This is a genomic window from Roseibium algae, from assembly GCF_037783265.1.
Taxonomy (GTDB): Bacteria; Pseudomonadota; Alphaproteobacteria; order Rhizobiales; family Stappiaceae; genus Roseibium; species Roseibium algae.
The window spans coordinates 155361-170383 of sequence record NZ_JBAKIA010000004.1; the positions used below are offsets into that span (position 1 = coordinate 155361).

At 54.6% G+C, this 15023-nt stretch carries 14 protein-coding genes; 8 read left to right on the forward strand and 6 right to left on the reverse strand.

What is annotated here, in order from left to right; all coding sequences use genetic code 11:
- Nucleotides 1–5 precede the first annotated feature (5 nt).
- Both V6575_RS07070 and V6575_RS07075 read left to right on the forward strand, forming a co-directional pair.
- Entirely contained in the window at nucleotides 6–581 is a 576-nt protein-coding gene (locus V6575_RS07070) for an SRPBCC family protein (protein ID WP_340273514.1), read from the forward strand.
- A 60-nt stretch (nucleotides 582–641) separates the two neighbouring features.
- Entirely contained in the window at nucleotides 642–806 is a 165-nt protein-coding gene (locus V6575_RS07075) for a hypothetical protein (protein ID WP_340273516.1), read from the forward strand.
- 88 nt (nucleotides 807–894) lie between these two features.
- Here the strand turns inward: V6575_RS07075 and V6575_RS07080 are convergent, their stop codons facing one another.
- From V6575_RS07080 to V6575_RS07090, 3 genes are all read right to left on the reverse strand, one after another.
- On the reverse strand, nucleotides 895–1737 hold the full coding sequence (locus tag V6575_RS07080) for an isocitrate lyase/PEP mutase family protein (RefSeq protein ID WP_340273518.1): 843 nt from the start codon (nucleotides 1735–1737) through the stop codon (nucleotides 895–897).
- 112 nt (nucleotides 1738–1849) lie between these two features.
- Nucleotides 1850–4348 (reverse strand): cation:proton antiporter, encoded by a 2499-nt coding sequence (locus tag V6575_RS07085; protein ID WP_340273520.1) that lies wholly within the window; start codon nucleotides 4346–4348, stop codon nucleotides 1850–1852.
- 87 nt (nucleotides 4349–4435) lie between these two features.
- On the reverse strand, nucleotides 4436–5353 hold the full coding sequence (locus V6575_RS07090; RefSeq protein ID WP_340273522.1) for a DMT family transporter: 918 nt from the start codon (nucleotides 5351–5353) through the stop codon (nucleotides 4436–4438).
- Between the two features lie 368 nt (nucleotides 5354–5721).
- Here V6575_RS07090 and V6575_RS07095 point away from each other — a divergent pair, with 368 nt between their 5' ends.
- Nucleotides 5722–7887, forward strand: a complete 2166-nt coding sequence (locus V6575_RS07095; protein WP_340273524.1) for a malate synthase G — start codon at nucleotides 5722–5724, stop codon at nucleotides 7885–7887.
- Between the two features lie 238 nt (nucleotides 7888–8125).
- On the forward strand, nucleotides 8126–8248 hold the full coding sequence (locus tag V6575_RS07100; RefSeq protein WP_340273526.1) for a hypothetical protein: 123 nt from the start codon (nucleotides 8126–8128) through the stop codon (nucleotides 8246–8248).
- A gap of 131 nt (nucleotides 8249–8379) precedes the next feature.
- On the opposite strand, the gene V6575_RS07105 is transcribed toward V6575_RS07100, so the two are convergent.
- A complete protein-coding gene (locus V6575_RS07105; RefSeq protein WP_340273528.1) occupies nucleotides 8380–9075 on the reverse strand; it encodes an ArsR/SmtB family transcription factor in 696 nt (231 codons plus the stop codon).
- 85 nt (nucleotides 9076–9160) lie between these two features.
- Here V6575_RS07105 and V6575_RS07110 point away from each other — a divergent pair, with 85 nt between their 5' ends.
- Both V6575_RS07110 and V6575_RS07115 read left to right on the forward strand, forming a co-directional pair.
- Entirely contained in the window at nucleotides 9161–9520 is a 360-nt protein-coding gene (locus V6575_RS07110) for an NIPSNAP family protein (RefSeq protein ID WP_340273529.1), read from the forward strand.
- The gene (locus tag V6575_RS07115) at nucleotides 9517–9858 is read left to right on the forward strand and encodes an antibiotic biosynthesis monooxygenase family protein (protein WP_340273530.1); all 342 of its coding nucleotides are present in this window, start codon (nucleotides 9517–9519) and stop codon (nucleotides 9856–9858) included. The genes V6575_RS07110 and V6575_RS07115 overlap by 4 nt, the downstream gene beginning before the upstream one ends.
- A gap of 9 nt (nucleotides 9859–9867) precedes the next feature.
- Here V6575_RS07115 and V6575_RS07120 read toward each other — a convergent pair whose 3' ends face one another.
- Together V6575_RS07120 and V6575_RS07125 are read right to left on the reverse strand one after the other, a co-directional pair.
- Entirely contained in the window at nucleotides 9868–11280 is a 1413-nt protein-coding gene (locus V6575_RS07120; protein ID WP_340273532.1) for an ATP-binding protein, read from the reverse strand.
- Nucleotides 11277–12005 (reverse strand): response regulator, encoded by a 729-nt coding sequence (locus V6575_RS07125; protein WP_340273534.1) that lies wholly within the window; start codon nucleotides 12003–12005, stop codon nucleotides 11277–11279. Before V6575_RS07125 ends, V6575_RS07120 begins: the two co-directional genes overlap by 4 nt.
- 239 nt (nucleotides 12006–12244) lie before the next feature.
- Here V6575_RS07125 and V6575_RS07130 point away from each other — a divergent pair, with 239 nt between their 5' ends.
- Both V6575_RS07130 and V6575_RS07135 read left to right on the forward strand, forming a co-directional pair.
- On the forward strand, nucleotides 12245–13234 hold the full coding sequence (locus tag V6575_RS07130; RefSeq protein ID WP_340273536.1) for an EF-hand domain-containing protein: 990 nt from the start codon (nucleotides 12245–12247) through the stop codon (nucleotides 13232–13234).
- Between the two features lie 579 nt (nucleotides 13235–13813).
- Nucleotides 13814–14956, forward strand: a complete 1143-nt coding sequence (locus V6575_RS07135) for a type III PLP-dependent enzyme (protein ID WP_340273538.1) — start codon at nucleotides 13814–13816, stop codon at nucleotides 14954–14956.
- The last annotated feature ends 67 nt before the right edge of the window (nucleotides 14957–15023 follow it).

Genomic DNA, 15023 nt, shown 5'->3' on the forward strand with positions numbered 1-15023 from the left:
TATTCATGAAGATGTCAGACAGCCAACGCATTGAAGCGCCACGTGAAAAGGTTTGGGCCGCCCTCAACGATGCAGAGGTTCTCAAGGCTTGTATTCCGGGCTGCGAAGAGCTGACAAAGCACTCTGACACCGAAATGGAGGCCAAAGTCACGCTGAAGGTCGGTCCGGTTAAGGCCAAGTTTGGCGGCAAGGTCACGCTTGAGGATCTCAATCCGCCTGAAAGCTACAAGATTGTCGGCGAAGGATCTGGCGGTGTTGCAGGCTTTGCAAAAGGTGGCGCGGTCGTTCGCCTTGAAGACGACGGACCAGATGCAACCATTTTGCATTATGACGTGGATGCAAAGATCGGCGGCAAGATTGCTCAGCTGGGTGCGCGCCTGATCGACAGCACGTCCAAGCGCCTCGCCGGTGAGTTTTTCGCAACATTCAGTGAAACGGTGGCTCCGAGCGCAACTGACGAAGCTGCTGGCGAAGCTCCTGCAGAGGGCTCTCAGGATGCCGAATCCGGGGACGAGAAAAAGGGTTGGCTTGGCGGTTTGTTCGGCGGCAAAAAAGACGCTGAAACAGAAGAAAGCGCCTGATGGAAAGAAGAGCTGGCGCCTGAAGCAAAGCGCCTGCTATAGTTGAGTGGGGGGAGTAAAATGATCAATAAAGCTGATGAAACTGACGCAGATGCAAAGGGCTTTGAGCTGAGCAACTTTCTGGAAGAAATCCGCAATGACCCTTGGCTGTTTGCGGCTTTGGGGATAGGTACAATGTTATCACTGGGTGTTTTGATCATGCACGTCTGCTGTTTTGCTGCATAGGGCATGATGAGGTCCTTGTGCGTGATCTGCTCAGCACCTCTCTGACGTCAAAATTGTCAAGAACCAGCGTAAGATCTGCTCGGCCTGCTCAATTTCGCTCGTTCTCTTTGTCCTGTGACATCAGTTGGCTCACGACGCTGTCGGGCATTGCATCCTTGGCGTAGAAGAAAGTACCATCGCCCAGAACTTCTTCCGCCGCGCGTTTAAGCGCGCCCAATGCAGCTCGTGCGAAAGACCCTCCAACACTGATGCGCGACACGCCTGCAGCAGAGAGTTCTGCGACCGAGTAAGATGCCCCTGTAAGGCCCATGACCACATTCACAGGTTTGTCGACTTCGCGGCAAACGGTGCTGATGGCTTCAATATCAGGCAGACCCGGCGCATAGAGGACATCTGCACCGGCTTCGGAAAATGCCTGAAGCCGCCGTATGGTGTCCTTGAGATCGTTACGGTTCCACAGATGATTTTCAGCGCGTGCCGTTAAAAGGAACGGGAGACCTTTGGCAGCCTCTGCTGCTGCTGTAATGCGCTCAACAGCTGCTGAAATTTCATAAATCGGATGATCCGCATCCCCGGTCGCATCTTCAATTGATCCCCCGACCAGCCCGGTCTGCGAGGCCAATTTGATGGTCTCGGCACATGTTTCTGGTTCGGGGCCAAAGCCGTCTTCAAGATCTGCGGACACCGGCAAGTGGGTCGCCGCAACAATCGCAGCAGCGTTTGCCAGAAGCTCGTCGCGGCTGAGCCCGGCAAATGAATCCCGCTTGCCGACAGAAAACGCATATCCAGCGCTTGTCGTAGCCAGGGCTTCAAATCCCATGCTGCTTAAAAGGCGCGTGGAGCCAGCATCCCAGGGGTTGGGGATGACAAATGCCTTCGACTTGTAATGAAGGGCTTTGAAGCGGTTATATTTAGCAGTCTGAACATCCATGAATCTGCCCTCTTATACAGATGAGAACAATAAGAGAACATTTAAGTCGTGTAAAGGCTCCATGCACTTCATCTATGGGCTATTTATGAACAGGTGTCTGGGCTGTCCTGGGTCAGGTTTCTGATTTGTCTTCGGCGTTGATGGATTGGCGACTTGCCGACAACTCGTCCATATGAGCCTTGATGTCTGGAGCTTGCTCCATCAGTGTTGCGTAGTCTGCGGCAGACAGGGTGAGGAGTTGGCAATAGCCCAGCGCAATGACATCAGCCGTGCGGGGCTTGCCTGTGACCAAAGCGATCTCGCCCACCATGTCGCCGCGTCCAAGCCGGAACGAACTTGTCGGGGTCTGAACTTCGACGGCACCAGAGGAAATGAAGTAGACCGTATCTCCCCGCTCGCCGTGTTGGATCAGCATCTCGCCCGGCGTTGCAAAATGGGGGTGCATCAGCTTGACCAACTGCGTCCTGCGTTCTAGGCTGAGGTCGGAAAAGAGCTCATGTTGAGCCAGCAAGTCTTCTGTGTTCAGACCAAGGTCAAGCGGCGGGCGTTGATTGGTTTGTTGGCGCGCGTGCGATAGGTCATTGGTCAGGTCGTTGTAGAGTTCCTCTCCAATCAAGGCTTGGGAGTGCGCATCCGCATAGGCTGTTTCTTCCAGGCGGAGCCCGGCTTTTCTCAAGAAAAGCCTTTCCTGGGCATCGGCATAATCGGGGTACTGTAAGCGCAGGGCTTCAATGGCTTTCAACGTATCGTCGCGTCGGCCGCACAACGTTTCATCCAGAATGCGCGCCACGCGTTTGCCGACCAGAGGACGGACGCGCTGCTGGTTGAAGGTCACCAGTTCACCGGCGATTATTCGGCTGACCAGTAGAAACTCAAACCGGTCGGCGATCTGGACGGACAGGGCGTGCTGCATTTTCAACCGGCGATGAAGCCACTGTGCGAACCGGAATTGCTTGTCAAACTGCAGTGGTATGCGGGCGGCACGATTGTATCCGGCCCGGCCTTCGGTTCTGGCCATATCGCCAATCCGACCGGCTGCTTCCAAATGTTGGGAAATCGAGCGATTGGAGATGGTCTTTTCATGGAAGTGCGTGAGCACAAGCTCGCGTTCACGGTCGGCCAGGGCGACAAGCCCGAGGATGACGCGTTCCTTATCCTTCAGGTCATCAAGAGAAACCGTGGCCTCTGCAACAGCCTGTGTTCGATCTTCGTAATACTGCTTGACCGGCTCAGCCACCCTTGGCTCGATTTGATAGGCTTTGGCTGTTGCGGCAACTTCCTGGCTAATGTCTGACAGCACCAGAGAGAGGAACTGATTGCGCAAAGCCTCATCCCGTGCGGACAGTCGATCCAGTTTCAATAGACGTATGAGAGGCTTCAGGCTGGTGCCATAGACCATCAGGGTGAACAATACGAAGCTGGTGGACAGTTTGGTGACGAATGTACTGACGTCTTCAGTCAGGGCTTCGTGTTCCGACACACTCAGAGCGAGTGTCAACGTGACTGCACCGCGCATTCCGCCCCAAAGGATGACGGTTTTGAAGCGGTTGTTGACGACCTCTCCCATACGCATTTGCGAGAGGACCGGAAGCAATCCGAAAATCACGACAGCCCGCGCAGCAAGAGCCGAAACGATGAGCACCAGCAGCAGAAGAATGTCCAGCAGTGCGAAGCCTGAGACCAGACGGGGGATCAGGATCGAGACCAGTATGAAGATCAGAGACGATGCCAGAAAGGCGATCTGCTGCCAGACATCATGCAGGAAGGTCCAGCTTTTTGGTGTGATGCGAGATGGGCCATAGAGATTGAACACGATGCCAGCGGAAACGACTGCAACAACGGCAGAGACATCGGCAAACTGGTCAGATACCACATAGACCAGATAGGGCAAGGCGAGACTGAGAGTGACCTGCGCCAGGGGAAGATCCCGCATCATTGGGAGGGTCATGACAGCCAGCCGTGCAATCAGGATGCCGACGATAATGCCACCAGCAAATGAGCGGACAAACGCAATGGCCGCCTGGGGTGCATCGGGAGGCTGGCTACCGGTCAAAATGCCCAGCAAGATGACGAAGATCACAATGGCGGCTGCATCATTCAATAAGCTTTCGCCTTCGACGATCCGGCCAAGCCTCGCTGGTGCGCCGATGTCGCGAAAAATGGCGACAACGGCAATTGGGTCCGTGGTGGCCACAATTGCTCCCAGCAACAGACAGGCGACAAGAGGCACGCCAGCCAGCGGGTAAAGCGCAAAGCCGATGAAAAAGGTGGCCACGAACACGGCGATGACCGCCATGAGCAGGATCGCGCCGATGTCCTCAAAGATACGCCGCACATCAAGGGTCAGCGTCGTTTGAAAGAGAAGGATCGGCAGGAAAACGTAGAGGATTTTCTCGGCATCCAGAGGAGGATCAACAAACACCAGAGCAATGGCGTTGAAGGTATCCAGATGCGGTGTGTAGAGCAGGTAGGTGGCGGCAATCCCGATCAATGTCCCAACCATGGCCAGGACCACGCTGGGAGCGAGTCCCAGTTTTCGGGCAAGGGGCTGCATCAAGGCAATTGTAATGAGGAGCGCGGCAAAGGCAGCGATGATGATCGGTGTTTCCATAGGGGCAATTTGCCAAGCTCTTGCGGCAATGCCAAGGCAGCATTGCCGTAATTCTGAGGTTATGGCTTCCTGCCTGACGTCAGTTGGTCATTTCGGGCTGGCTTTACGTTCGGACAGCCAGATCCCGCCCAGCACTAGCACCAGCGCAATGGCATGGTGGGTGTGAAATGGTTCACCGAGGATCAGGATCGCAAGACCTGCTGCGAATATTGGCACAAGGTTGATGAAGACACCGGTTCTGGATGGTCCGATCAGTTCCACGCCGCGCATAAAGAAAATCTGTGCAAGGCTGGAGGGGAATAGCGAGATATACAATACGATCAGCCAGCCTTTAGGGGTTGGCATTTGCAGAGTATGCGTTGCCAATTCGTAGAAGAAGCCGGGCAGGGATGTCAGCGCTGCGATGATTGACAGGACGGTGAAAAAAACCATGCCCGAGATCTTGGGGCGTGCGCGCAGAGACAGCGTATAGCAAGCATAGAACAGGCAGGCGATCAGCATGATGCCATCGCCCGGATTGACTGACAGGTTCAATAGCAATTGGAGATCGCCTTGTGCGGCGACCATGGCGACACCTGCCAGAGTGATCAGGATGCCCAGAACCTGTAGGGCGCGAACACGGACACCGAAGGTCAGGACGGCACCAATCAACACGAGAACAGGCATTGCGCCCTGAATAATGCCCAGATTAACGGCCGTTGTATGATGGGCTGCAATGTAGAACAGCGTGTTGAAGCCGGTGAAACCGAACGTGGCCATTAGGATGAGACGACCCAAGTTGGTGCGCACAAGCGGCCATTCCTCTTTCAGGTCGGTACGGGTCACGCACACCATGACAAAGGCGACAATGAACCAACGTAAAGACACCACAGCCATTGGCGAGACTTCACCGATGGCAAGACGACCGGCAACTGTGTTTCCGCCCCACATCAAGGTGGTCAGGATCAGAAGCAGGAATGCATTGCCAAAGACGTGCTGTCTAAACAGTGAGGCTGCAAAAGCCATGGATGTCCTTATCGATGCGAAACAGGGCAACGAGCGTCTGGTTTGAATGCGTTCGGCCAGTAAGTTAAAGCGCGCAAACCTAGCGTCAACTTTAGAGGAGCAGGTGTGATTTAAATGGCTTCGCAGAAAATTCAATGCGGTGCAAGGTCGGATCATCAGGGAACCGAAACAACTCAATTGGATAAAATAAGTTTTATTATTTCCATTTTGGAAAAGGTAATTGAAGTTTGTGTTGGATTGACGTGCAGCTCAGTTGCCGCGACAAAGGCACCTTTGATGGTGCGAGCAAACCATGTCTGCTCTGGCCACTTAACGTATAAGCAGTAAATCGAATGATCGGATCCGATCACATCGCTAGGAGAATTCCGATGACGGCGCGCATTGATGCAGACGGTCTTCAGGTTGCAGGCGAACTCTATGAGTTCATCAACGATAAAGCCCTTCCGGGCACTGGCGTCGACAAGGAGGCTTTCTGGAAGGGCCTGTCCGCCATTGTTCATGATCTTGCTCCGAAAAACCGCGCTCTTCTGTCAAAGCGTGATGCATTGCAGGCAAAGATTGATGGTTGGCATCAGGCCAACAAGGGTGTGCCGGACATGGCCACCTACAAGGCTTTCCTGACTGAGATTGGGTACCTTGTGCCGCAGGGCGCGGATTTTGCCGTGTCGACTGCGAACGTTGACCCTGAAATATCAACGGTTGCCGGTGCGCAGCTGGTCGTGCCTGTGATGAATGCACGCTATGCGCTGAATGCCGCAAATGCCCGCTGGGGCTCTCTGTATGATGCGCTTTATGGCACAGATGCCATGGGCTCCAAGCCAGCTGGTGGCGGCTTTGATGCTGCTCGCGGCGCAGAAGTCATTGCCTATGCGCGCAAGGTTCTGGACGAAACCGCACCACTGGCCGCCGGCTCATGGACGGACGTCACGGGTCTTTCAGTTTCCGGTGGCGCTCTTGTCGCAGCTGTCGGCAGCGCCTCTGTTGCGCTGGCTGACCCGGCACAATTCACTGGTTTCAAGGGAGACGCTGCTGCTCCCTCCAGTGTTCTGCTATCGAAGAATGGCCTGCACGCGGAAATCGTTATTGATGCAGTCCACCCGATCGGCAAGACCGATAAGGCGCATATCGCTGATGTCGTGCTGGAATCGGCTATGTCCACGATTATGGACTGCGAAGATTCCGTTGCGGCTGTCGATGCTGAAGACAAGATTGTTGTCTACACCAACTGGCTCGGCCTGATGAAAGGCGATCTGCAGGAAACCTTCGAAAAGGGCGGCAAGAGTGTCACCCGTAAAATGAATGGCGACCGCGTTTACACAGCTCCGGACGGCAAAGGCGAAGTCACGCTGCATGGCCGCTCCCTGCTGTTGATCCGTAACGTCGGGCATTTGATGACAATCGATGCGATGTTGGACAAAGACGGCAATGAAGTGCCTGAAGGCATTCTCGATGGCATGATCACGTCCTTGATCGCGCTGCATGACATTGGCCCGAACGGTAAACGCAAGAACAGCCGCGCCGGTTCCGCCTATATCGTCAAGCCGAAGATGCATGGCCCTGAAGAAGTTGCCTTTGCGGTGGAGCTCTTCGACCGGATCGAAGATGTGTTGGGCATGGCTCGCAACACCATCAAGATGGGCATTATGGACGAGGAGCGTCGCACTACGATCAACCTCAAGGAGTGCATTCGCGCTGCCAAGGACCGTGTGTTCTTCATTAACACAGGCTTCCTGGATCGCACCGGCGATGAGATGCACACCTCCATGGAAGCAGGCCCGATGATCCGCAAGGGTGACATGAAGGCTGCGACCTGGATCTCTGCCTATGAGAACAACAACGTTGATGTTGGTCTTGCTTGCGGACTTCCAGGACACGCGCAGATCGGCAAGGGCATGTGGGCCATGCCGGACCTGATGGAAGCCATGCTGGAACAGAAGATCGGTCATCCGATGTCTGGTGCCAATACGGCGTGGGTCCCGTCGCCAACGGCCGCGACTTTGCACGCATTGCATTATCACAAAGTGTCTGTGCCAGCCCGTCAGGCTGAACTCAAGACCCGCGACGCGGCGAAGGTTGAAGATATCTTGTCGATTCCGGTTGCTGAGCGTCCGAATTGGGAAGCAGCTGACATTCAGGCTGAGCTCGACAATAACGCGCAGGGCATCCTGGGTTATGTTGTGCGCTGGGTCGAGCAGGGCGTTGGTTGTTCCAAAGTTCCGGACATCAACAACGTCGGTTTGATGGAAGATCGGGCCACCTTGCGCATTTCCTCGCAGCACATTGCCAACTGGCTTCGTCATGGTGTGTGTTCGAAGGAACAGGTTATGGAAACCATGCAGCGTATGGCAGGGGTGGTTGACGGACAGAATTCTGGTGACCCTCTCTACCGCCCAATGGCGGCTGATTTTGACAAGTCAATCGCATTCCAGGCGGCCTGTGAGTTGGTCTTCAAGGGTGTTGAACAGCCCAATGGTTACACCGAACCCGTCCTCCATCGTCGCCGGATCGAGTTCAAGGCGCGCGAAAATGCCTGAGTAACCAGTCTCTAAATGGCTGAAATCGTGAGTTTCCCAATTAAATCAGGCCCCTATGCATCTGCATGGGGGCCTTTTTATATTTATAAAGCTTAGCTAGCTAATCGATGGTGGTTTGAAGAAAAGTGAAAAATGCACTAAGTACACCTTGATAAGTGCACAAAGTGCGCTATTTTGTATGTCTAGGTCGAAAATAGAAAGCCGAAAAGCTTCAAGTCCAAATACAAGGAGACGACCCATGAACGTACATGTTGCCCGTGCAATGCTGGTAAACCAGAGACAGGATTACAATCGTGATCGTCTGCCATGGTTGCCCCAGCGCCTCTATCGCTTCTTGTCGGAAGTGAAAAGAGATAAGTAGCCGTAGTATTCGGTCTATGTATATAGCGTCCTGTTCATGTGGCCCCATCGCATGAGCACACCTTAAAAGCCCGGCTTCGGCCGGGTTTTTTATATCTGGCGTTTATTTAATGGGCATCAGCTCGTGGATGATCACTCCGGATTAGCCAGTGGGAACTGTTCCAATAGGGCTTGTTCTGAAGGCCCGGAGAAATGCGCCAGTCGAGACCCTTTTGATGTCTGCGCCCAGCCGAGATCTTTCAGGCGGGTCAAAATAGCCCTACCGACCGATCCTGCAAGGTGATAGCGCCGCTCACTCCAGTCCAGGCAGGAACGACATTGCAGTCCCTTGGTCAGGCGGGCCTTGTCCATGTCAATGCCAAAGGATGTGAGGCTTTTCTGACCAGCGTCTGTCAGTTCCAGACGGCCGTCGTCAGTCTCGCAAAGGTGGCCTTGCGCCAAAAGGCTGTCGTAAATCCGAACGCCGAGATCGCCCGCCAGATGATCGTAACACAGCCGCGCTTTTCGCAATGCCTGATCTCGAGGTCCGGTCCGTGTGCGCAAATGGCCTTTCTTGGCGGCCAACCCCATCAGGCTTTCCAGTGCAGCGCCAACATCATTGTCTGCCAGGGCGAAATATCGGTGGCGACCTTGCTTTCGTAAACTTACCAGGCCGGCATCGGTCAACTTGGACAAATGGGAGCTGGCTGTTTGCGGCGTAATGCCAGCCTCAGCGGCCAGTTCACTCGCGGTCAAGGCTTTGCCGCTCATTAGCGCGGTCAGCATATTGGCGCGGGCCGGATCGCCAATCAGTGATCCAATCAGGGCTATGTCAGGTCCATCTCGCATAGTTCGATCTTAATCGAAGCATCGAGGGATGGCAATGTGTCAAACCGGAGCTCAGCCATAAGGGCAACAAAAGCTAGGACCTGACATGATTACTTGTTTCATTCGCTATCACATAGATCCGACCAAACGCTCTGCATTTGAAGAATACGCCCGCAATTGGGGTGTTGCCATTCCGCGGTGTGGGGCGGATCTGATTGGGTATTATGCACCCCATGAAGGTTCAAGCACATTGGCCTACGGCGTGTATAACATTGAAAGCCTTGCCGCTTATGAAGCCTACCGTCAACGGCTGAGTGCCGATCCTCTTGGACGGGAAAATTACGAGTTCGCGCAACGGGAGAAATTTCTGCTGCGCGAGGATCGGACTTTCCTCAAGTTGGCATCGACGCCAAACTTGGCCACAGAGTCTATTGGGCAAGGATCGAAGGAGAGGGACAAACCTTGATCGCTGTTATTTTTGAAGTCACGCCACATGCGGACCATAAAGCCGCTTATCTCGACATTGCGGCAAGCCTGAAGCCGGTGCTTGAAGGGATCGACGGGTTTGTCTCGGTCGAGCGGTTCGAAAGCCTTACCAACCCGGGAAAGCTGCTGTCGCTGTCGTTCTTTCGCGATGAAAAAGCGCTGGATGAATGGCGCAACATCATGGCTCACCGCAAGGCCCAGAGCGCGGGGCGCAATGTCCTGTTTGAGGATTACCGCCTTCGCGTTTCAGGTGTTATCCGCGATTATGGCATGCATGAACGGGACGAGGCCCCCAAGGACAGTCTGGCGGCGCTTTGAATTCACGCTTCAAGCATCTGCATCGATCGGCAATCGGACGATAGCTTCCAGCCCGCCTTCCGGGTGATTGATCAGTTCGATTGTGCCGCCGTGGGCGTGCACAATCGAACGGCTGATCGCCAAACCCAATCCGATGCCACCGGTCTCCTCGCTGCGTGATTCTTCCAGCCGTACGAACGGTTCGAAGACATCGCTCATGCGGTCACTTGGTATGCCAGCTCCATTATCGCGCAGGGAAACGACGGCCTCATTGCCAGCTTTGGAGAGCGTGACAGTTGAGCGCTCGCCATATCGGATACCGTTTTCCATCAAGTTGCGCATGGCTCGCTTCAGAGATAACGGACGACAGGACAAGGTTATTTTCTCGCTTGCGCTGATTGTGACATTATGGCCGAGGTCTTGCTGGTCGCTGGCAAGACTGTCGAGCAGGCTGAAGAGATCCGTTTTGACAGCGTCTTCCTTGGCAGCCTCATCTCGTGAGAAGGCCAGTGTTGCCTCGGTCATCTGCGCCATTTCATCCAGGGTTTCGATGATCCTGTCGCGGTTTTCGTCGTCATCGATGAACTCGGCCCTCAGCCGCAAAGAGGTGATCGGGGTGCGAAGATCATGGCTGATCGCAGCGAGCATACGCGTGCGGTCCGACACAAAGCGGGTCAATCTGTCCTGCATATCGTTGAAGGCGTGGGTCACGGCCCTAACTTCCTTTGGGCCGTCGACATCAAGAGGCCTTAGCGCTTCACCGCGGCCAAGCTTCTCTGCACTGCTGGCCAGGTCGCGCAGGGGCCGGGCAAGTCTGCGCACTGCAAGGCCGACAATCAGAACAATCGCTGCGATTGTCAGCAACATCTGGACCACCAAAGGCAGCAGCGCGCGCGCCGGCGGACGGTAGTCGGTCGCGACATTGAACCATGCACCGTCATTCAGCTGAATAGAAAGCGTCAGATCAATCTGTCGATTGGCCAGACGCCTGGCTCGAACGGTTTCGTCGCGGGTGTTAAAGTGCCTCTTGTCAGACGGTCCCGCTCTGAAACGGCTTTTGGAGACTGTCTGGAGGTCGATTTTAACGTTCCGCGCAGGCGTGAACTGCTCCCCCAGATAGCGTTGCAATCTTTGCTCGGTTTCCGTGTCAGCGGTTTGCGTTACTGTGGGATCTTCGCTGACCCAGAAGGAGGTAAACCGACTGCTGGAGGCGCCAAGGATTTTCTCATGTAGCGTTGGCGGCGTGTCTTCGAGCAAGTGCACCATGGAGACGGAGCGCATCAGCAGGCTGTCTCTTGCGACAGCCAACAGGGCGTGGCGGCGCTCGTCGTGGAAAAGCCAGATGCTGATCGCCTGGGCCGCGATGACCGCAATCAGCAGCAGCCCGACCAGCTGGACACCGAGGCTTGCGCGCTGCAGACGGGACACTCCCCAGATCTTCATTCTTCTGAGCCCTTCACGCCAGCGGTGAACATGTATCCACCACCCCAAACAGTTTTGATCAGCTGAGGGTCCTTGGCATCAATCTCGATTTTGCGGCGGAGGCGGGATACCTGATTGTCTATGGAGCGATCAAAGACGTTCGGTGTTCTGCCTGTGGTCAGGTCCAGCAATTGATCTCGGTTCAAAACCATTTTTGGCCGTTTCAGGAATGCGCAAAGCAGCTGGAATTCACCGCTGGACAGGGAAACAACAATACCAGCTGGATCGGTCAATTCTCGTTTGGCTACGTTCAAACTCCAGCCCTCGAATGTCAGGGTCTCGCCTTCAACCGGATCCCTTTCCTTGGGAACAGTGCTGGTTCGCCTTAGCACTGCACGGATGCGGGCGAGTAGCTCGCGCGGGTTAAATGGTTTTGTAACGTAATCATCCGCACCGATCTCCAGCCCGATGACCCGATCGGTATCTTCTGCCATGGCTGTCAGAAGAATGACCGGCATGGCGCTGCTTTCCACAAGGCTCCGGCACAAGGACAGACCGTCTTCTCCCGGCATCATGACATCCAGCACCACAAGATCGATGGCGGCTGCCTTCAGCGTCTTGCGGGCATGGGCTGCACTTTCCACCGCGGTCGCCCGCAACCCGTTCTTGATCAGATAGCGCGCAAGGGTTTCACGGATGTCCCTGTGATCATCAACCACCAGGATATGTGGACTGGGCTCGCTCAAGATAGTCTCCGTTTCGGTGTTCTCGTTCTGTCGGTGGATCGCGCTTTGGTGCGGAGGCTTAATATTATGTCATGGACTCATAATTGAGGTTGAAAGGATAAGTCAGGGAAACTTGTAACAAGATGTAACCGGGGTGCGTATCGCCACACACCGTGACACTTAGGGCATTTTTCGCACCTAATCTTGCGACAACTGGACCTTAGGTTCATCCCATCAACAAGCAACCAAGGATCTGACAGATGACAAACCGCTTTAAGATGATTGCCATTGCTGCTCTGGCTGCAAGTGTTTCCGGCATTGCTCTGTCTGCCCAGGCGGGCAATCAAGGACAAGGCAAACTTCAGGTCGCTGGCATGATGGGTCATGACAGCGAGATGGGGGGCATGGGCAAGCGTCATGGCCATAAGGGCGGACGCCGGGGCGCCAAGATGTTCATGTCTCAGTATGATCTGGACAATGACGGTGTTGTCACAGCTGTCGAGTTCGATGAAGTCACGGCCAAGCGCTTTGCTGAGGGGGATGCAGACGTCAACGGCGCGATTAGCCTGGATGAATTCAAGGATGGCTTTGCCGAGCGTAGCAAGACTATGCAAGTTCGCGTGTTTCAGCGTCTCGACAAAGATGGCGATGGGATCGTCAGCACGGAAGAATTCAACAGAATGACAGATCGCATGTTTTCGCGCATGGACCGCGATGGAAACGGCGAACTGGAACGTAAAGTTGTTGGCCATGGTGGCAAAAAGCACGCCGGTACTGAAGGCCAGGGCAAAGGCAAATCTCGCGATGAAGCCAAAGAAGGTGGCCGAAAGTTCATGCATGGCGGTCATGAGGGCAAAGATCGTTACGCTCGTGGAGGCCGTGGCGGGATGAAGGGCTCCATGATGGGCCATATGTTTGTGATGCTTGATACTGACAACGACGGCAAAGTGACCCGCGCCGAATTCGAAGACGTTCGCGGCAAACTCTTTGCCTTGGCAGACACGGACAACTCCGGCGGATTTGAGCTGACCGACTTCTCCACCATCTGGATGACTTTGAACAATGGCCGTGTCGTGCGGATGTTCCAGGGTCTCGATGCAGATGGGGATCTTGCCATCACTTCGGAAGAATTCGCCGAGAGAGCTGGAAAGCGTCTGGACCGTATGGATAGAAATGATGACGGTGTTGTCAGCAAGGCCGACTTCAAGCGCATGCATTCCAACGGGAAAAAAGGATCTCCACGCGGCTAAATATCGTCCAAATAAACTGAGAAAGGGCCGCCGCGTGCGGCCCTTTTTGTGGGAAAGTCAGAACTCAGGAGACGGCTTGATCAAGCAGGCGTGTTTTGCTGATTCCGGGCCTTGCGTTCCGTGCAATCCAGTCATGCAGAAAAAATTCCGAATCGAGGCCTTTTTTTCTTGATCATGACAGCAAATCATCGCATTTAATCCTTGCCCAAATTCGCACGTGCCCGTGGTCGTCCAAGAATAAAAGGGGCCGTTGCCGTAATATTCGTCGCTAGACGACTGGCAGCAAACCGGATGACTTAAAGCAACGACGTAAGAGGGCTTTTTTAGTCTCAGTCGGGGGATCCACCCCTCGGCGTCACTGAAGAGGCACTTGTTACATCATTGCCTGACGTGCGGTTCGGTTCCCGATCCAATCAACGGCATCACACGCGGGAAAGTGTTTCGGATCCGTCTGTTCAGCGGTCTGATCGCCCAACCGTTTCCATATGTTCAGTCTTGCCCTGGCGGTTCCAACCCGGGGGGCTTTTGGCTATTCGTGTGGTCCCCTGCGACGTGACCAGATTAGACGGGAGAGTCCCGATGAGTGAACGCATTCTTGAATTTCTGCGACGACGTGAAGCCAATGGTGCCAGCGATGGTCCTTGTGTCGTGGTCGACTTGGATATCGTCCGCGATAACTACGAGACCTTTGCCAAGGCTCTTCCGGACACTTCCGTATATTATGCTGTCAAGGCAAACCCGGACCCTGAAATCCTGAACCTTTTGGCCAATCTCGGGTCATCATTTGATTGTGCCTCTGTGGGCGAAATTGAAATGGTTCTGGCAACCGGCGCTAAGGCAACTCGCATTTCCTATGGTAATACCATCAAGAAGGAGCGTGACATTGCGCGTGCCTATCAACTCGGCGTCCGGCTCTTTGCGGTCGATTGTGTCGAGGAAGTCGAAAAAATCGCCCGCGTTGCAGCCGGCAGCAAAGTCTTCTGCAGGGTCCTCTGTGATGGTCTCGGAGCCGAATGGCCGCTCTCCCGCAAGTTCGGCTGTGATCCTGCCATGGCGCCCGATGTCCTCGAACACGCGCACCGCAATGGTCTCGAGACTTATGGCGTCTCCTTCCACGTCGGCTCCCAGCAAGCCAACCTCAGCGCCTGGGATCTCGCTCTCTCCATGGCAGCGGGCGTTTTCCAAGAGATGGCGCTCCGGGGAATAGAGCTGAAAATGGTCAATATGGGCGGCGGCTTTCCTGCTCGCTACCTGAAGGAAGTTCCAGGCGTTCCAAGCTATGGCGAAGCCATTTTCAGCGCCCTGACCAAGCATTTCGGCAACCGTCTGCCCTCGACAATCATTGAGCCGGGCCGTGGAATGGTTGGCAATGCCGGTATGATTGAAGCCGAAGTGGTTTTGATTTCCCGCAAGTCCGCTGATGATGAATTGCGTTGGGTCTATCTGGATATCGGCATGTTCAACGGGCTGGCAGAAACATTGGGCGAGGCTATTCGCTATCCGATCAGTACACAGCACGATGGCGGCAACACTGCGCCTTGTGTCTTGGCGGGGCCGACATGTGATAGCGTGGACGTTCTCTATGAGAAGACGCCCTACGAGCTGCCTGTTTCCCTGTCGATTGGCGATAAAGTGCTGATTGACGCATGTGGGGCATACACAACGACCTACTCAACGGTCGGCTTCAACGGCTTCGCTCCGCTTGAATCGCATGTAATCTAAAAGATTTTTTTGATCAAAAAAGCCAGCTTGGAACAGACTTCCCGGCTGGCTTTTTATGTCTTGGTGT